Source organism: Streptococcus sp. HMSC074F05 (genome assembly GCF_001808725.1).
Lineage (GTDB): Bacteria > Bacillota > Bacilli > Lactobacillales > Streptococcaceae > Streptococcus > Streptococcus parasanguinis_I.
On sequence record NZ_KV794409.1, the window covers coordinates 185,616 to 202,304 of the forward strand.

The 16,689-nt window shown below is 45.5% G+C and carries 16 protein-coding genes, 1 tRNA gene and 1 other RNA gene; 8 read left to right on the forward strand and 10 right to left on the reverse strand.

The window, feature by feature from the left end:
• Window positions 1-34 precede the first annotated feature (34 nt).
• Entirely contained in the window at window positions 35-1,126 is a 1,092-nt protein-coding gene (locus tag HMPREF2685_RS03160) for a glycerol dehydrogenase (protein WP_031574902.1), read from the reverse strand.
• A gap of 368 nt (window positions 1,127-1,494) precedes the next feature.
• On the reverse strand, window positions 1,495-3,390 hold the full coding sequence (locus HMPREF2685_RS03165) for a M13 family metallopeptidase (protein WP_070448923.1): 1,896 nt from the start codon (window positions 3,388-3,390) through the stop codon (window positions 1,495-1,497).
• A gap of 192 nt (window positions 3,391-3,582) precedes the next feature.
• Between HMPREF2685_RS03165 and HMPREF2685_RS03170 the strand changes: the two genes are divergently transcribed.
• The 4 genes from HMPREF2685_RS03170 (at window position 3,583) to tpx (ending at window position 6,667) form a co-directional block, all read left to right on the forward strand.
• Window positions 3,583-4,305 (forward strand): metal ABC transporter ATP-binding protein, encoded by a 723-nt coding sequence (locus HMPREF2685_RS03170; protein WP_023919584.1) that lies wholly within the window; start codon window positions 3,583-3,585, stop codon window positions 4,303-4,305.
• On the forward strand, window positions 4,302-5,144 hold the full coding sequence (locus HMPREF2685_RS03175; protein ID WP_003004302.1) for a metal ABC transporter permease: 843 nt from the start codon (window positions 4,302-4,304) through the stop codon (window positions 5,142-5,144). Before HMPREF2685_RS03170 ends, HMPREF2685_RS03175 begins: the two co-directional genes overlap by 4 nt.
• Before the next feature lie 11 nt (window positions 5,145-5,155).
• Window positions 5,156-6,085: a metal ABC transporter substrate-binding lipoprotein/fibrin-binding adhesin FimA gene (fimA, locus tag HMPREF2685_RS03180; protein ID WP_061455730.1), complete on the forward strand. Its 930-nt coding sequence runs from the start codon at window positions 5,156-5,158 to the stop codon at window positions 6,083-6,085.
• A gap of 87 nt (window positions 6,086-6,172) precedes the next feature.
• Window positions 6,173-6,667 (forward strand): thiol peroxidase, encoded by a 495-nt coding sequence (gene tpx, locus HMPREF2685_RS03185; RefSeq protein ID WP_070465226.1) that lies wholly within the window; start codon window positions 6,173-6,175, stop codon window positions 6,665-6,667.
• A 34-nt stretch (window positions 6,668-6,701) separates the two neighbouring features.
• Here the strand turns inward: tpx and HMPREF2685_RS03190 are convergent, their stop codons facing one another.
• Window positions 6,702-7,727: a DUF3114 domain-containing protein gene (locus HMPREF2685_RS03190; RefSeq protein WP_061455732.1), complete on the reverse strand. Its 1,026-nt coding sequence runs from the start codon at window positions 7,725-7,727 to the stop codon at window positions 6,702-6,704.
• 124 nt (window positions 7,728-7,851) lie between these two features.
• Here HMPREF2685_RS03190 and HMPREF2685_RS03195 point away from each other — a divergent pair, with 124 nt between their 5' ends.
• Complete coding sequence (locus HMPREF2685_RS03195) at window positions 7,852-8,505, forward strand: metal-dependent transcriptional regulator (RefSeq protein ID WP_070465229.1); 654 nt, start codon at window positions 7,852-7,854, stop codon at window positions 8,503-8,505.
• 21 nt (window positions 8,506-8,526) lie between these two features.
• On the opposite strand, the gene dtd is transcribed toward HMPREF2685_RS03195, so the two are convergent.
• The 7 genes from dtd to HMPREF2685_RS03230 form a co-directional block, all read right to left on the reverse strand.
• On the reverse strand, window positions 8,527-8,970 hold the full coding sequence (gene dtd, locus HMPREF2685_RS03200) for a D-aminoacyl-tRNA deacylase (RefSeq protein ID WP_003004672.1): 444 nt from the start codon (window positions 8,968-8,970) through the stop codon (window positions 8,527-8,529).
• Between the two features lie 349 nt (window positions 8,971-9,319).
• Window positions 9,320-11,539 (reverse strand): RelA/SpoT family protein, encoded by a 2,220-nt coding sequence (locus HMPREF2685_RS03205; protein ID WP_070465231.1) that lies wholly within the window; start codon window positions 11,537-11,539, stop codon window positions 9,320-9,322.
• A gap of 162 nt (window positions 11,540-11,701) precedes the next feature.
• The gene (locus HMPREF2685_RS03210; protein WP_070465233.1) at window positions 11,702-12,445 is read right to left on the reverse strand and encodes a 16S rRNA (uracil(1498)-N(3))-methyltransferase; all 744 of its coding nucleotides are present in this window, start codon (window positions 12,443-12,445) and stop codon (window positions 11,702-11,704) included.
• Window position 12,446: 1 nt separating this feature from the next.
• The gene (gene prmA / locus HMPREF2685_RS03215; RefSeq protein WP_148130441.1) at window positions 12,447-13,397 is read right to left on the reverse strand and encodes a 50S ribosomal protein L11 methyltransferase; all 951 of its coding nucleotides are present in this window, start codon (window positions 13,395-13,397) and stop codon (window positions 12,447-12,449) included.
• A gap of 137 nt (window positions 13,398-13,534) precedes the next feature.
• Complete coding sequence (locus HMPREF2685_RS03220; protein ID WP_070465236.1) at window positions 13,535-14,008, reverse strand: GNAT family N-acetyltransferase; 474 nt, start codon at window positions 14,006-14,008, stop codon at window positions 13,535-13,537.
• The gene (locus HMPREF2685_RS03225) at window positions 14,005-14,445 is read right to left on the reverse strand and encodes an NUDIX hydrolase (RefSeq protein WP_070465238.1); all 441 of its coding nucleotides are present in this window, start codon (window positions 14,443-14,445) and stop codon (window positions 14,005-14,007) included. Before HMPREF2685_RS03225 ends, HMPREF2685_RS03220 begins: the two co-directional genes overlap by 4 nt.
• A 12-nt stretch (window positions 14,446-14,457) precedes the next feature.
• Window positions 14,458-14,928 carry a DUF3013 family protein gene (locus HMPREF2685_RS03230; protein WP_003009881.1) on the reverse strand — a complete coding sequence of 157 codons (471 nt, stop codon included), beginning with the start codon at window positions 14,926-14,928 and terminating at the stop codon, window positions 14,458-14,460.
• A 114-nt stretch (window positions 14,929-15,042) separates the two neighbouring features.
• On the opposite strand from HMPREF2685_RS03230, the gene HMPREF2685_RS03235 reads away from it, so the two are divergent.
• The 3 genes from HMPREF2685_RS03235 (at window position 15,043) to HMPREF2685_RS03245 (ending at window position 16,651) form a co-directional block, all read left to right on the forward strand.
• The gene (locus HMPREF2685_RS03235; protein WP_037608262.1) at window positions 15,043-16,314 is read left to right on the forward strand and encodes a replication-associated recombination protein A; all 1,272 of its coding nucleotides are present in this window, start codon (window positions 15,043-15,045) and stop codon (window positions 16,312-16,314) included.
• Between the two features lie 66 nt (window positions 16,315-16,380).
• Window positions 16,381-16,573: non-coding RNA, 6S RNA (ssrS, locus tag HMPREF2685_RS03240), on the forward strand.
• A 5-nt stretch (window positions 16,574-16,578) separates the two neighbouring features.
• Window positions 16,579-16,651: transfer RNA gene (locus HMPREF2685_RS03245), tRNA-Lys, on the forward strand.
• Window positions 16,652-16,689 lie beyond the last annotated feature (38 nt).

Sequence of the window (16,689 nt, forward strand, 5' to 3'; positions counted from 1 at the left end):
TTGTCTACATTATCTGTGAATGACAGATATTGATTTAGTCTAAACCTTGAACGTAGGCATCTACTGCTACGATGGCTTGGGCAATATCAGAAGCCTTCACTTCAAATGGCATTTGATGGATGGTTTCTCCTTCGATGGTGGCTTGTTGACCAACTTTGAGAAGATCTTCATAACTTGCAGTTTCAAGATGCATTTCTTTCAGAGTTGTTGGCATACCGATTTGTTGATAGAAACGAATGTATTTATTCAATTCTTCCTTCGGACGGTTTTCCAAGAACAATTGAACGAGCGTTCCGTAGGCTACTTTTTCACCGTGAGTTAAATGGTGGATGTCCCCAGTAAGGGCTGTAAAGCCATTATGGATGGCATGGGCAGCAGCTAATCCCCCACTTTCAAATCCAATACCACTGAGAAGGGTATTAGCTTCAATAATGTTTTCAAGAGCAGGTGTTACAACTTTGGCTTCACAAGCAGCCATGGCTTGAAGACCGTCTGCAAATAAGGTTTCTTCACAACGTTGTGCAATGGCGACACCCGCTAAGGTTTGTCGTTGACCCAACATGGTTTTTCCATTCGCTTGCATCACCGCACGCGCTTCTACCCAAGTCGCTAATCCATCTGCGATACCAGAGGCGAGCAAACGTTTTGGTGCTTGAGAGATCACTTTGCTATCCACCAAGACCAATTCTGGGTTCTTAGAATAGAAGATATAGCGCTCAAAGGCACCCTCATCCGTATAGATAACCGACAAGGCGGAAACGGGAGCATCTGTAGAGGCGATGGTCGGAGCAATCACAACTGGTGATTTTAGAAGATCAGCAATAGCTTTTGCACTATCGATGGTCTTTCCTCCACCAAGTCCAATGACCAAATCACAGCCATTTTCTTCTGCCAGACTAACCACACGATTGATTTCGTTGTCAGAAGCTTCTCCATTGAAGAAGACTGGCAAAACCGTGAGCCCATTTTGACCAAGGTATTCTTCAAAACGCTTCCCTACGATATCATAGACCACTGAATCACATAGCAAAACAGGGTGATTCCCTAATTCTGAAATAGATTGTGCATTTTCAAATAAGGCATTCTCACCTTGAATGTAACGTGACGGACTTGCAAAATTTCTCATAGTCTGCTCCTTTAAAATTTATTTAGTTCACACCTATAGTAGCATTTATTTCTATGAAATTCAAAGAATTATACAAGGCACCACTCAATTAAATTTATCTGTTCACGCAGTCATTGGAAGCGCTTCGTTTTTATTTGATGAATCTTATTATCAAAAATCCCCAAAGCTAGTTTCAGTAGGTTGAAACTTGACTTTGGGGATTTTTATTTTTTTACAAGTATTGAGAAAATCAATCAATTGCTTAACTGAAGTCGAGACTACTTCCTTTGGAAAAAAGATAAATCAATTGGCATTCAGGGAATGCGGCATTGATTTCCTATTTTTCTGCAGGAAGTTTCGGTAAACCGAATCGTCTCTCCTATCTTAGTTTACCAAATAATCACACGATCCTCTGGTGCGCGCCACATGCCGTCGCCTTCTTTGACATCAAAGGTTTCAAAGAATTCGTCAAAGTTTGGTAATTGGACATTGGTGCGAAGTTTTCCTGGTGCATGGACATCGACACTTGCGAGGAGTTGCATGTACTCTGTCCGAGCTTTCATGCGCCAGATGCGAGCAAAGTTGGTGAAGAATTCTTCTGCTGAGAAATCTTCCTCTTTCTTAGCGGCTTCAAGGGCTGCAGCGATACCACCGAGGTCTGCTACGTTTTCAGAAACGGTCAATTTCCCGTTGATCTTGGCACCGTAAGAGTCTTGTCCTTCAAACTGATCGATGACTTTTTGAGTCCGAGCGGTAAAGGCTTCGTAATCTTCTGGCTTCCACCAGTCTTTCAAGCTACCGTGCTCATCAAAGGAAGCACCATTGGTGTCAAAGGCGTGGGAGATTTCATGGGCAATGACTGCACCGATTCCGCCGTAGTTGGCTGATGATGATTGGTGAAGGTCATAGAAAGGTGCTTGTAAAATCGCTGCTGGGAAGACGATTTGGTTTTGTTGCGGATCATAGTAGGCATTGACCAGGTGGGCTGGCATGTGCCATTCGCTTCGATCAACCGGTTGGTTCCACTTGCTCCAAGTATGGGCAATGGAAATTTCGTAAAGGGCTTGAGCATTTTCAACCAAGGTCTTGCTTTCGTCGATGATCTTTTTGGCGTATGTTTCTGGTAATTTTTCAGGGTAGCCGATATGTGGTGTGATGACATTGAGTTTGACAATGGCTTTTTCACGAGTTTCAGGAGCGAGCCAGTCTGCTTTTTCTAAGCGCTCCTTATAGACGTCAATCATGGTCGCTACTTTATGCTCTACGTCTGCTTTTGCTTCTGGTGAGAATTTTTCGCCCGCATACCAGAGTCCAAGTGCTTGGCTATAAGGTCCTTCTGCCAAGGCCAGAGCGGCTTTTTCTTTCGGACGTGCTTCTGGAATCCCCGTGATCATCCGTCCATATTCACCAGACAAGACACGGATTTCTTCCGTCAAGAAAGACGTCCAATCTAAAGCTGCACCAAGTTTCAATTTAGCATGAAGGGTTTCCCAGTTGGCTGCTGAGTAGAATGTTGGTGCGAATTCCTTCCAGAACCGCTCTTCTGGCACGATGATAGTATCTGGCGTTTGTCCGATCACTTCTGTAAAGAAAGTATCGAGTGGCAATTCTGGAACCAAGGCCTTGAAATCTGCCCATTCATAAGGATGGTAGAGTTTGTTGTACTCTGATTTTTCTTCGTTTGACAAGACATATTTGGCCAATTCTGCATCAGCCGCAATGACCTTATCTAGGATATCTTTGATTTCTTCCTCTGAGAAATCGAATTTTGCCAAGAGTTTTTCAACCATTTGACGCCAAACAGCTAATAACTCTGGTCCTTTTTCATTGTCTTCTTCATAGTAGGTTGTATCAGGCAAAATCAAACCGAGTGCTTCTCCCCACAAGACATTCATTTGGGCATTCATAAAGTCTGGTGACACGCTAAATGGCAAGAGATTTGGTTTGCCAGCTAGCTCATAGGTGCCCAACTTGCTGGTATAGTCTTCAAAGGAAGATAAGGCCTTGATTTCGTTGATCAAGGGCATAGCTGGAGCCACACCAGCTGCTTCCCGTGCATCAAAATCTGCCACCATTTTGTGGTATTTGACAAAGTTTTGCAGAATGCTATCTTCAGGCAATTCTTCTCCTCTTTGCCATTTTCCGGTAATATCCAACATCAAGTTTTCGATATCTTGGATCAAGTCCATAAAACCACCGGTTGACGGTTTGTCATCTGGAATCACAGCTGTCTCAGCCCATGCCCCATTGACGTAATCATAAAAATCATCTTGTAAACGTACCATGATCTTCTCGCTTTCATTCTTTTGTAATAACCTTATCAAAAATAGGAACTTTTTTCAATGATTTCAAGAGATTTAAGTTGAATTATTTTAAAAATTAACTTGACTTAACTTTTTATTCGTGTATAATTATTTCAAAAATTAACTTGACTTAATTTTTTTATTCATGTATATTAATGGTAAAGGAGCAAAATCATGATTCAAATTGAACATCTCAGTGTTGCTTACCAGCAAACACTGGCCTTGGAGGATCTTTCCCTCACCATCCAGGGTCCAACCATCCTAGGCATTCTTGGCCCCAATGGGGCTGGAAAATCAACCCTAATCAAGGCCATGCTAGGACTTCTCCCTCATGCGGGAAAGGTCCAGCTCGATCAAAAAGATCTCAGCCAAGTTCTTCAACGGGTGGCCTACGTCGAACAGAAATCCGCTATTGATTTCCACTTTCCCATCACGGTGAGAGAGTGCATCTCACTGGGTCTTTATCCCCACCTTTCTATCTTCAAGAGAAAAAGCAAAGAAGATCTCCAAAAAGTGGAAAATGCCTTGAAACTTGTCAATCTTCTTGATCTAGCGGATCGCCAGATCGGCCAGCTTTCAGGAGGGCAATTCCAACGGGTGCTGATCGCCCGCTGCTTGGTCCAAGAAGCGGATGTCATTTTTTTGGATGAGCCCTTCGCAGGGATTGACTCTGTCAGCGAAGACATCATCATGCAGACCCTCCAGACCTTGAAACAAGAAGGCAAGACCATTCTGATCGTCCATCACGACCTCAGCAAGGTCCCAGCTTATTTCGACCAGGTCCTCCTCCTTCATCGTAAACTGATTGCATTTGGGAAAACAGAGGAAACCTTTACCAAAGAAAATCTGCATGCAGCCTATGGGCATGAACTCTTTATAGGAGGTGGCGTCGGATGATTACAGAATTTATCGATGGATTACAGCAATTCCACTTCTTACAGAATGCCCTGATCACAGCCATCGCCATCGGGATTGTCGCTGGAGCCGTTGGATGCTTCATTATTTTAAGAGGCATGTCTCTCATGGGAGACGCTATCTCACACGCAGTTCTTCCTGGTGTGGCTCTCTCCTTTATCCTAGGCATCAATTTCTTTATTGGCGCTATTGTCTTTGGCCTCCTGGCGTCCGTCCTTATCACCTATATCAAGAGCAACTCCATCATCAAGAGCGACACTGCAATTGGGATTACCTTTTCTTCTTTCCTCGCCTTAGGAGTCATCCTGATTGGAGTCGCTAAAAGTTCCACCGACCTTTTCCACATCCTCTTTGGGAATATCTTGGCCGTCCAAGACCGGGATATGTGGATAACCATCGGTGTTGGTGCTGCAGTCTTGCTGGTGATTGTCCTACTCTTTCGACCCTTACTGCTCACATCTTTTGATCCTGTTCTGGCTCAATCCATGGGCGTCCGGGTCAAGGTCTATCACTACCTCCTTATGGTGCTCTTGACCTTGGTTTCTGTCACTGCTATGCAGAGTGTCGGAACCATTCTCATCGTCGCCATGCTCATTACACCCGCTGCGACGGCCTATCTCTATACCAATAGTCTCTGGTCCATGATGCTCCTTTCATCCGGATTAGGTGCTCTTGCATCCATCCTGGGACTCTTTATTGGCTATAGCTTAAACATCGCCGTCGGGTCTTGTATTGTCCTCACTTCTGCTGTCTTCTTTCTCATCAGCTTCTTTATCGCTCCTAAGCAGAGAAAGAATAAGCACGCTCTTTCATCTCATTAAAGGAGAAACACATGAAAAAAACCGCTTCTATCCTCGCCCTCTTTGTGGCACTCTTATTTGGTCTGTTGGCCTGTAGCAAAGGCTCTTCTTCTGGAGCTTCTGATAAATTGAAAGTGGTCACCACCAACTCCATCCTTGCAGATATCACCAAAAATATAGCTGGGGATAAGATCGAGCTGCACAGTATCGTTCCTGTCGGCAAAGATCCTCACGAGTACGAACCGCTTCCAGAAGATGTCAAAAAGACTTCGCAAGCAGACCTCATCTTCTACAACGGGATCAACCTCGAAACCGGTGGCAATGCTTGGTTTACTAAATTGGTCAAAAATGCCAATAAAGTTGAAAACAAAGACTATTTCGCAGCTAGCGACGGAGTCGACGTCATCTACTTGGAAGGCCAAAACCAAGCTGGAAAAGAAGACCCTCACGCTTGGCTCAATCTCGAAAACGGGATCCTCTACGCTAAAAACATTGCCAAACAATTGATCGCAAAAGATCCCAAAAACAAGGACTTCTACGAAAAAAATCTAGCTGCCTATACTGAAAAACTCAGCAAGCTCGACCAAGAAGCCAAACAAAAATTCAACAATATCCCAGAAGAGAAGAAGATGATTGTAACCAGCGAAGGCTGCTTCAAATACTTCTCCAAAGCCTACGGCGTCCCATCCGCCTATATCTGGGAAATCAATACGGAAGAAGAAGGCACACCTGACCAAATCAAAACGCTGGTAGAAAAGCTCCGGCAAACCAAGGTGCCTGCCCTCTTTGTTGAATCTAGCGTCGATGAACGTCCTATGAAAACTGTGTCTAAAGATACCAATATCCCGATCTATGCAAAGATCTTCACTGATTCCATTGCCAAAGAGGGAGAAAAAGGTGATAGCTACTACAGCATGATGAAATGGAACTTAGACAAGATCGCAGAAGGTTTGAACAAATAAGATTCCAAACTGATTAGATTCTCAAACAAATCAGTGGCTCTTCCCCCTTCATTGATGTACAATGAAAAGAAAAAAGGAGTCTTTGCTATGACAACATTTTTAGGAAACCCTGTTACCTTTACCGGATCTCAACTTCAAGTTGGCGATACTGCTCATGACTTTTCATTGATCACTCCAGCTCTTGAGAAGAAATCTTTAGCTGATTTTGCTGGCAAGAAAAAAGTCCTCAGCATTATCCCATCCATCGACACAGGTATCTGTTCGATGCAAACACGTCACTTCAATCAAACCTTATCGGATATGGAAGACACTGTCGTCTTGACGGTCTCTGTCGACCTTCCTTTTGCTCAAAGTAAATGGTGCGCTGCTGAAGGGCTCGACAATGCCATCATGCTCTCAGACTACTACGACCATTCCTTCGGGAAAGCATACGGCCTCTTGATCAATGAATGGCACCTACTCGCACGCGCTGTCTTGGTCTTAGATGCGGATAACAAGGTTACTTACGTTGAATACCTAGACAATATCAACAGCGAACCAAATTACGACGCTGCAATCGAAGCCGTCAATGCGCTTGGATAAATGAAAAAAGAGGTCTGCGACCTCTTTTCCATTGCTATAAAATCCGATGAAGTCCATTCTGTAGGAGGACGCGCCAGCGTAAGCGAGGGATGCCTCTGAGGAAACTCCGCACGCGCTGTGCCACTTGTTGCTTGTAGCTCTTGCCTCCTTGTGCAAAGACTCCTTTTCGACTCCAGTAGCCTTCGACACTGCGATCATTTTTAGGGGCTAGATAGCGAACATCTTGCTGATAGAGGACATGCTTGCGAAAGGCTGGATCCCAAGCTTTGACGGGGTCAATATCTAAGTCCTTATGGGTCCGTCCCCTAGCCAGCCCGTAGTTAAAACTAGCCCCATTGACAATGCCATTTTCAGAAACTTCTACTGGATCGACTTCATTGAGAAAACGCCCGGCTTGATCGAGAATATACTCCGTATGGAAATTTAACAAGACCTTGAAATTGACTTGTTGGGAGGTCCCTGATGGATAATGAAGGTGACCATCTGGCCCTAGGGAGACCTTATTGTGAAGGCGAGCAGCCGCATAAGCATCCACCGTGACCGCTCTAGCCTCCTGTAGGTAAGCTTGTAAGGCCTCCTCGTCAGTCTGTCCAGCTCTGGCCTCATGCGTCCGAATCCACTGGGCTTGGTAACTTGAAAGTAGGTAGCGTAACTGGTGAACCTGGCGTTTCAAGAGCTGATCTCCCGACTGATCTGCTAAGGGATCCTTTTCAAAGGCGATTTGCACGACGTGTGAAAAAGCCTTCCAAAAGTCGGAACCTGGCGGACAATCTGGAGCCATCCTACTCAGAAGAAAGGCTGTTTCTTCACAAGTTCCGGACAGGTCACTTGGCATAAGAAGAATTTTCATGACTCCCCTCAGCAAGTCTTGGGCAGCCGTTTCCGTTAGATCTTTGATCTCTTGAAACCACATATTTTGAAACAGAGGACTGGCAAAGAAAAAGACAGACTGGTATTGTTCTTGGTAGGCTTGTGGATCTTTCAATCCCTGCAAGTGCTTCTCTAGATAGGCTAAACTACTCTCTCTCCAGCCTAATCTCACTAATTCCCGTCTGTTCATAGTGCCGTCCTTTCTATGCTTCTATACTACCATCTTTTGGATCTTGAGACAATTCTCATTACTCCACTAGCGTTTTTGAGGAGATTTTTGATATACTAGAAGTGAGCGAAGAAAAGAGGAAAGCATGACACCAAACAAAGAAGATTACCTCAAGTGCATTTATGAAATTGGCACAGAAGTAGAAAAAATTAGCAACAAGGAAATCGCGAGTCGCATGCAGGTCTCTCCACCCGCTGTGACCGAGATGATTAAGCGCATGATCTCAGAGGGTCTCTTGGTGAAGGATAAGACCCATGGGTATCTACTAACGGATCTAGGATCGCAGTTGGTCTCTGATCTCTACCGCAAGCACCGCTTGATCGAAGTATTTCTTCTGGAAAAACTTGACTATACAACTGAAGAAGTCCATGAAGAGGCAGAAGTTCTCGAGCATACCGTTTCTGAACATTTCATTGACCAGCTGGATCACATGCTTGGAACTCCTAAGACCTGCCCTCACGGTGGGACAATTCCAAAGAAAGGCGAAAGGCTTGTCGAAGCCTACCAAGACCGTCTCAGCGAAGCGACCCAACCTGGTCTGTATATTCTGCAAAGGGTCCATGACACCTATGAATTGTTAAAATTCATAGACCAGATCCATCTCCAGATTGGGGATACTATCGCGTTTCAACGATATGATGACTACACAGGCCTCTATCACTTAGTCATCCAAGGACAAGAAATTTCTATCAACCAAGTGATCGCCCAACAACTCTATATCGAAAAACATGCAGTCTAAACCGACTGCATGTTTTCTTACTTATGGATTTTTTGTATCTAACAAAATCGTCACTGGACCATCATTGATCAATTCAATCGCCATATCGGCCCCAAAGATCCCTCGTTTGACAGGGACTTCTTTTTCTAATTGATCATTAAAGGCATCATATAACTGACTGGCCATATCTGGCTTGGCAGCCCCTGTAAAAGCAGGACGGTTGCCTTTTTTGGTATCCGCAAAGAGGGTAAATTGAGAGATCGACAAGATTTCCCCTTGGACATCTTTGACCGAAAGATTCATCTTATCTTCCTCATCTGAGAAAATCCGCATCTGCGATACCTTGCGGACCGCATAATCCAAATCCTTCTGGTCATCCTCAGGCCCCACTCCCACTAGGAGCAACAAGCCTTGCTGGATCGCATTGTAGACTTGACCATCAATGGAAACTGAGGCACTCTTAACCCGTTGAATCACTAATTTCATTTTACTATCCTATTTTATAAATCTATTGGGCATTCACTACTAACCTTCAAAGAACATCAACTTCAGACAAAGCAGTGAGACGCAGGCAGACTAGCTGAAAAGCAACGGCTGTTCAGTTGCTTTTAGAGCAAGGCAGCAAGGCGAGCTAACCAACTAATAAAAGAATTCTGACCATGTTCTTACTTACTTCAAAGAAAATCGGCTCCAGACAAGGCAGTGAGACGCAGGCACACTATCTGAAAAGTAAAGGCTGTTCAGTTGCTTTTAGTGCAAGGCAGCGAGACGAAGACAGTACTTAAGTACGGCGAGACGAGCTAACCAAGCAATAAAAGAGTTCTGAGCAGCCGAATTAGCCGTTGGTACGCTTAACAGAGTACACCTCCGGCACACTCTTAATCTTATCCACAACTGTTGTCAACATAGACAAGTTTGGAATCCCAAAGGAAATGTGTATATTGGCAAATTTCATATCTTTGGTTGGTTGGGCATTAACAGTTGAGATCATCTTAGCTGTATTGGAGAGGACTTGGAGCACGTCGTTCAGAAGGCCTGCACGGTTGAGCCCGTAAATATCGATGTGAGCGATATAGTCCTTGGTCGTGTTGTTATCTTCCCACTCCACATCAATCAAGCGTTGCTCGTAGTTGTCTTGGGCACGTAGGTTCATACAGTCTCGACGATGAATCGCAACACCGCGCCCTTTGGTAATGTAGCCGACGATTTCATCACCTGGAACTGGGTTACAGCACTTTGCAATCCGAATCAAGAGCCCAGAAGCACCTTGGATGACCACGCCACCTTCGTGACGGACCTTGAGGGTGTCTTTTTTATTTTCAACCTTGACCTCGCCACCTTTGACTAGCTCTTCTGCTTCTGCGCGTGCCTTAGCCCGTTCTTCTTCCCGGCGTTCATCCTCCGTCAAGCGGTTAAAGATGGTAATAGCCCCAATCTCTCCAAAACCAATCGCCGCAAACAAGGCTTCTTCTGTCTTGTAACTTGATTTTTGTAGCACTTTGTCCATGTGCTTTTTGTCCATGAACTTATTGGCTACCAAGTCATGCTCGTGGAATTGGGCCATCAAGAGGTCCCGACCCCGGTTAATCGATAATTCCTTATCTTGATTTTTAAAGAACTGACGGATCTTGTTACGCGCCTTGCTAGTTTTAACAAGGGTCAGCCAGTCACGGCTCGGACCAAAGGAGTTGGCATTGGTGATAATCTCCACCTGGTCTCCCGTCCGAAGTTTGGTATTAAGGGGCACCATCCGGCCGTTGACCTTGGCACCAATCGCTTTTTCCCCAACCTTGGTGTGGATTTCATAGGCAAAATCGATCGGCCCAGAATCTTTCGGAAGCGAGCGCACGGTTCCATCTGGTGTGAAGACGTAAATCTCTTCTGCCAGGATGTCTTCTTTTACATTTTCAACAAATTCTTTGGCATCGCCTGACTGGTCTTGGAGTTCCATCATCTCCTTAATCCAGTTCATCCCAATAGCCGATTCCTTGCTGTTAACTTGACCCTTGATCCCTTTTTTATAGGCCCAGTGAGCCGCAACCCCGTACTCAGCAACCTCATGCATTTCCTTGGTTCGGATCTGGAACTCAATCGGTCCTTTAGGGCCGTATACAGTCGTATGGATGGACTGATAGCCATTGGCCTTCCGGTTGGCAATATAGTCCTTAAATCGACCCGGCATTGGCTTCCAGAGCTCATGGATATAGCCCAGCATGGCATAAACATCACTTGGAGTGTCCAGGATGCAGCGGATGGCAATCAAGTCATAGATTTCATCGAAGCGTTTCTTCTTATCCTGCATTTTGCGATAGATCGAATAGATATGCTTTGGTCGACCATAAATTTTCCCATGCAGATGGCGTTCCCCAGCATAGGTCTCGATCTTGTGGACAACCTCTTCGACCAACTCTTCTCGCTCGCGACGTTTTTCCTTCATCATATGCGAAATCTTGTAGAATTCAACTTCATTCAGATAACGGAAGGACAAATCCTCAAGCTCCCACTTGACGCTGGAAATCCCGAGACGGTGGGCGAGTGGCGCATAGATCTCCATGGTCTCACGCGAAATGCGCTCTTGCTTATCCTTGCGCAAATGCTTGAGGGTACGCATATTATGCAAGCGGTCAGCCAATTTAACCAAAATCACGCGGATATCTTGAGACATGGCCATGAGCATCTTGCGATGGTTTTCCGCCAACTGCTCTTCATGGGACTTGTACTTGACCTTCCCGAGCTTGGTCACCCCATCGACAATCACGCGCACATCATGACCAAATTCGCGCTCTAAATCATCTAAAGTCGCATCCGTATCTTCCACGACATCATGCAAAAAGCCGCAGGCGACCGTCACAGCATCCAGTTTCAGCTTGGCAAGGATCCCTGCTACTTGAATTGGGTGGATGATATAAGGCTCGCCAGACTGACGGAATTGCCCATTATGGCAATCAACCGCATAGACCAAAGCCTTTTGTACAAAAGCAACATCTTCAGGTGATAAATATTTTTTTGTAAGGGCAACGACTTGGTCCCCTGTTAAATTCTCTTCTTTCGGCATGTATTTTCTCCAGTTTCTTGGATACTATTTTAACACTTTTAGAAGCAGATGGGAACCAATGAAGCTACTTTAATATACGGATACTTCTCGAAGATCATTCTGGGATCCACCTTGCTTTCATCATTCTTGTAAAAAAACTAACGAAGCGATTCCTTCACTTCGTTAGTTCATTAATTCTGTGACAACACTCACGGCGCTGAGGGCGTAGAGTGGCGCTGTTTCTGCTCGAAGTATGCGAGGCCCAAGTCCTGCAAGGACTGCTCCTTTAGCTGTAAAACTTTTAATTTCTGCAGGGGATAAACCGCCCTCTGGTCCAAAGATAAAGAGTAGTTTACATCCAGCTTCTAAGCCTGTCAGCGACTGAATCAGAGCGGCCGCCTCGCCTTCTTTAGCTGACTCTTCATAGGCCACCACGATCCGGTCAAACTGGTCGAACTGAGCCAGAAAGTCTGCCTTTTTCTCAAAAAGGGTAATGCTTGGGACCAGATTTCGCTTACTCTGCTCGGCTGCTCCGAGGGCGATTTTTTCTAGTTTCTCGACCTTTTTACCCAATTTCTTGCCGTCCCACTTAGCAACGGACCAGTCTGCAGGGAAGGCCCAGATTTGGCTGGCACCGAGTTCCGTTACTTTCTGAGTGATGAACTCGAGCTTGTCTCCCTTGGGAAAGCCTGATGCGATGGTCACTTGGACTGGCAGTTCCACATTGTCAGCTAATTCCTCGATTAGCTCCAACTTACGGGCTTCTACATTTACCACGCGCGCCAATCGTTTAATCCCATCATCAAAGACCAAGGTCACTTCATCCTCTTCTTTCAGGCGCATGACCTGAAACATGTGCTTGCTGGTTTCCTTGTCCTCGATGGTGACAGGTGAGCTAGCCAATCCTTTTACAAAATACTGCTGCATGCTAGCCTCCAATCACACCGGAGACATCCTTGGTCTTCTTGAAGACACAGGCATTCCATTCCCCTTGGATCATGTGGGTTTCAAGGAAAAATCCAGCCGATTCAGCCGACTCACGCACCATGTCCCACTTGTCCTTGATAATGCCACTCATGATCAGGTAACCTTCGTCCTTGACCAAACGATAAGCATCCTCTGTCAGATGGATAAGGATATCTGCCAAGATATTGGCCACGATGACATCTGCCTCAATCTCCACGCCTTTCAGCAAATCGCCTGGGGCTACATGGATGTTTTCCATTCCCGGATTGAGCTCAATATTTTCCTGAGCCACACGAACTGCCACATCATCCAAGTCATAAGCAAAGATTTCCTTGGCACCCAGAAGAGAGCTAGCAATGGAAAGAACCCCTGAACCTGTCCCCACATCTAGCACTGTCTCCCCACCACGAAGGACCTGTTCCAAGGCAAAGAGGCTCATCTTAGTGGTTGGGTGGGTTCCTGTTCCAAAGGCCATACCAGGATCTAGCTTGATAATCTTTTCTCCAGCAGTCGCCTCATAGTCTGTCCATGACGGCACGATGGTCAAGTCATGGGTGATGCGAGCTGGTTCATAGTATTTCTTCCAGTTGTCGGCCCAGTCTTCCTCAGCCAAAGCAGTCGTCCCCATCTTGACCTCACCCAGATCCATAAAATCCGTCAATTCTGCCAAGCGAGCCTGCAAGTCCGCTTCAACCGCTGCTACATCAACCGTTTCCGGGTAGTAGGCCGTCACCACGATTTCCTCCTGCTGCTCGACATCAGGAAAAATCTCACCGAAGCGGTCCACATTGCCCACATAGTCCATGCTGTCTTCGATTGCGACCCCTTGGGCACCTAACTCGATCAAGAGATTAGAGACCAGCTCCTCTCCCTCACGCTTGACTGTAACTTTTAACTCTTGCCATGTTTCCATCATTAAGATACCAAGCCCGTAAAACATAAAGCCAAAATAGGAAATTCTCTGAAGACGCTTGTGTCTAAGAGAAGTTTATCTTTTTGGCACAGTGTTTAGGGCGGGTTCAGTTTAGAAATTTAACCGAACCATCCTTTCTATTTCTCTATCAATTTTTTCATGTAGACCATATCCATGCCTTCTTTTTCAGGCTCGATATGGGTTTGACGATAGCCGTTTTTCTCGTAAAAGGCGACCATGCCTGCATCCTGTAATACCGTACACAAATCCCATTGTGTGATGGTTGGAAATTCCTCTTCTAGCAAGCGCAATCCCTCAGAGCCATAACCTTTTCCTTGATACTGGGGCAAAATCGCTGCCGTTCCCAACCAAGCTTTCGTTAACTCTTCATTGGTCTGAACTCGTAAAAATCCGATGTTTTCTTCATCTTTTTTTACAAAGTAGTAATAGCTATTGGGACGCTGGACTAGTTTCCACTTAATTCGCTCGCGATCTTCTAGATAGGGATCATATTCATCTTGGTATTTGTCATAAACCGCTTTAAAACTAGCTCTTTGAATGGCAATAATGGTTTCTAAATCCTCTGCTCCTGCTCGTTCAAGTGTTATCATAAACTTTTCTCCACATAATCTCTCACTCGCTCTTGTAATTGGGGAACTACCCGATCCGAAGTTAAAAACTCTTCAAAGCTCACTAACTTATAGCCCTGGCCCTCGTCTCCAAAGTCAATGTGTTCAAACTCTTCTTGGGCTAGATTGCCAACTAGAAAAACGAACTGTTTCTTCTCATCCAAGATGCCTGGATAGATCCCAGACCAGATGACTTCCTCTTTCGACAGTTGGATGCTCAATTCTTCATAGACTTCACGCGCCACACACTCAAAAGGTGTCTCATTTCCTTCCCGACCACCACCTGGCAAGTCCCACATATTAGGGTAAGGAATCGTTTCTTTATCATCGCGCAAGATGGTCAAAATTTGCCCCTCACAAATCAAAGCAATTTTACAACCCGTAAATTCGAATCGTGCTTCTAAGCAATCCTCAAGCATGAGCTTTCCCTCCTAATATCTCGGATAAGGATAAAAGGTGCTTTCTTCTAGGCCAACTTTGCCTTCTTCAAAAACTTCTTGGTTCCAGACGATCTCAAAGCTCTCTGCTTCTTCGTCTGCTAAGAAATCCATGAGCTCATCCAAGGCCAGCTCGGCTGTATCTCTAAGGAAAGTCGCAAAATAGGCTAGAAACTCACGAGACAAACCTTTTTTAGGCTCATAAGGAATCGCTGTTAAATAGGCATCTTCCTCCACATGAGACTTGGCTGGATTGTAGAAGAGCACGGCTTCTTCAAAGAAAATATCCTCATCAGATTCTTCGCCAGCTTCATCAACCAGTGCAACCCCGCCTGTGTTTTGCGCTTCCAAGAGAAAAGCCACTTCTACCGCATGGTTTTTCTTATCCCAATTGATCTCAAAATCAAAGGGAAAAACCTTGTCCATCTCCTCTTCTAAAACATCCAAAAATCCGTATTTAGACATAGTGTCCTCTTTCTAATTTCCCACTATTAGAGCGGAATATGATACAATAGTTACTACAATCTTACCATAAAAAACGCCTCTTTGAAAGGAGACAAAGCTAGAAAGGAGAAGGAAATGCCCGACAATCTCGCACTCCGTATGCGACCACGAACGATCGATCAAGTCATCGGTCAACAGCACCTGGTCGGAGAAGGCAAAATCATTCGTCGCATGGTCGAGGCCAATCGTCTGTCCTCTATGATTCTCTATGGACCTCCGGGGATCGGAAAAACCAGTATTGCTTCTGCGATCGCAGGAACGACCAAGTATGCTTTTCGGACCTTTAATGCAACAGTTGACAGTAAAAAACGCCTACAAGAAATCGCAGAGGAGGCCAAATTTTCTGGTGGCTTGGTCCTGCTCTTGGACGAGATCCATCGCCTCGATAAAACTAAACAAGATTTTCTCCTGCCTTTGCTCGAAAGTGGTCTGGTCATCATGATCGGTGCAACGACTGAAAATCCCTTTTTCTCTGTCACACCCGCTATTCGTAGCCGCGTACAAATCTTTGAGCTGGAACCGTTGACGACGGAGGAGGTCAAGCAAGCTCTAAAAACGGCGCTGGACGATCCCGACCGTGGCTTTGATTTTCCAGTCGTGCTCGATGAGGACGCTTTGGATTTCATCGCTACCTCAACCAATGGAGATCTTCGCTCTGCCTTTAATTCTCTCGATCTGGCGGTGCTGTCGACCTCTGAAAATGCAGAAGGAATTCGCCATATTACGCTAGAGATCATGGAAAACAGTCTCCAGCGCAGCTACATCACCATGGACAAAGATGGAGACGGCCACTACGACGTGCTCTCTGCTCTGCAAAAATCTATCCGTGGTTCGGATGTCGATGCTAGTCTCCACTATGCAGCTCGTTTGATCGAAGCCGGAGATCTACCCAGCCTAGCTCGTCGCTTGACTGTCATCGCTTATGAGGATATCGGTCTGGCCAATCCAGATGCGCAGATTCATACCGTGACAGCGTTACAAGCAGCTGAGCGCATCGGCTTTCCTGAGGCCCGCATTCTCATCGCCAACATCGTCATCGATCTAGCCCTTTCGCCGAAATCCAACTCAGCCTACGTTGCCATGGACAAGGCGCTGGCTGATCTTAGAAGTTCTGGCAACCTTCCTATTCCTCGCCACCTCCGCGATGGTCATTATGCTGGAAGCAAGGAACTGGGAAATGCGCAAAACTATAAATACCCTCACAACTACCCTGGCAACTGGGTCAATCAGGACTACTTGCCAGACAAGCTCAAACACGCTTCCTACTTTATTCCCAATGAAAATGGCAAGTACGAGCGTGCTCTCGGAGCCACCAAGGAGAAGATTGATCAATTTAAGAAAAAGTGACATCGGTTTCAAAAAATTGAGATTTTTCCTTGAAATATTTTCAAAATGTGGTATCATATACATATAGAAACGCTGTGGTGTACGACTTCACACTTAAGTGTTGACCGACTATTTTTTGTATTATTAGGGAAACAAAAGACTTCTGGCAGTATGCAGGCCGTTTCACGCGGAAGCAGCTAAGTCAGAGCGAGTTGCCCACCTGCTTAATTGCGCGGGTTCAATACAAATCGTGAAGTATCGGCACCAATACAGCTTTTTATATTTGCCTCCTTAGCTCAGTTGGTAGAGCAGTAGACTCTTAATCTATGGGTCACAGGTTCGAGCCCTGTAGGGGGCATCTACATACAACAGGAAAAAGCCTTGATTTATAAGGCT

Coding starts and splice junctions, on each gene's coding strand:
- fimA (WP_061455730.1), top strand. CDS start 5,156: ATGAAAAAAACCGCTTCTATCCTCGCCCTCTTTGTGGCACTCTTATTT.
- dtd (WP_003004672.1), bottom strand. CDS start 8,970: ATGAAATTAGTGATTCAACGGGTTAAGAGTGCCTCAGTTTCCATTGAT.
- HMPREF2685_RS03175 (WP_003004302.1), top strand. CDS start 4,302: ATGATTACAGAATTTATCGATGGATTACAGCAATTCCACTTCTTACAG.
- HMPREF2685_RS03235 (WP_037608262.1), top strand. CDS start 15,043: ATGCCCGACAATCTCGCACTCCGTATGCGACCACGAACGATCGATCAA.
- tpx (WP_070465226.1), top strand. CDS start 6,173: ATGACAACATTTTTAGGAAACCCTGTTACCTTTACCGGATCTCAACTT.
- HMPREF2685_RS03190 (WP_061455732.1), bottom strand. CDS start 7,727: ATGAACAGACGGGAATTAGTGAGATTAGGCTGGAGAGAGAGTAGTTTA.
- HMPREF2685_RS03165 (WP_070448923.1), bottom strand. CDS start 3,390: ATGGTACGTTTACAAGATGATTTTTATGATTACGTCAATGGGGCATGG.
- HMPREF2685_RS03230 (WP_003009881.1), bottom strand. CDS start 14,928: ATGTCTAAATACGGATTTTTGGATGTTTTAGAAGAGGAGATGGACAAG.
- HMPREF2685_RS03225 (WP_070465238.1), bottom strand. CDS start 14,445: ATGCTTGAGGATTGCTTAGAAGCACGATTCGAATTTACGGGTTGTAAA.
- HMPREF2685_RS03210 (WP_070465233.1), bottom strand. CDS start 12,445: ATGCAGCAGTATTTTGTAAAAGGATTGGCTAGCTCACCTGTCACCATC.
- HMPREF2685_RS03195 (WP_070465229.1), top strand. CDS start 7,852: ATGACACCAAACAAAGAAGATTACCTCAAGTGCATTTATGAAATTGGC.
- prmA (WP_148130441.1), bottom strand. CDS start 13,397: ATGGAAACATGGCAAGAGTTAAAAGTTACAGTCAAGCGTGAGGGAGAG.
- HMPREF2685_RS03170 (WP_023919584.1), top strand. CDS start 3,583: ATGATTCAAATTGAACATCTCAGTGTTGCTTACCAGCAAACACTGGCC.
- HMPREF2685_RS03205 (WP_070465231.1), bottom strand. CDS start 11,539: ATGCCGAAAGAAGAGAATTTAACAGGGGACCAAGTCGTTGCCCTTACA.
- HMPREF2685_RS03160 (WP_031574902.1), bottom strand. CDS start 1,126: ATGAGAAATTTTGCAAGTCCGTCACGTTACATTCAAGGTGAGAATGCC.
- HMPREF2685_RS03220 (WP_070465236.1), bottom strand. CDS start 14,008: ATGATAACACTTGAACGAGCAGGAGCAGAGGATTTAGAAACCATTATT.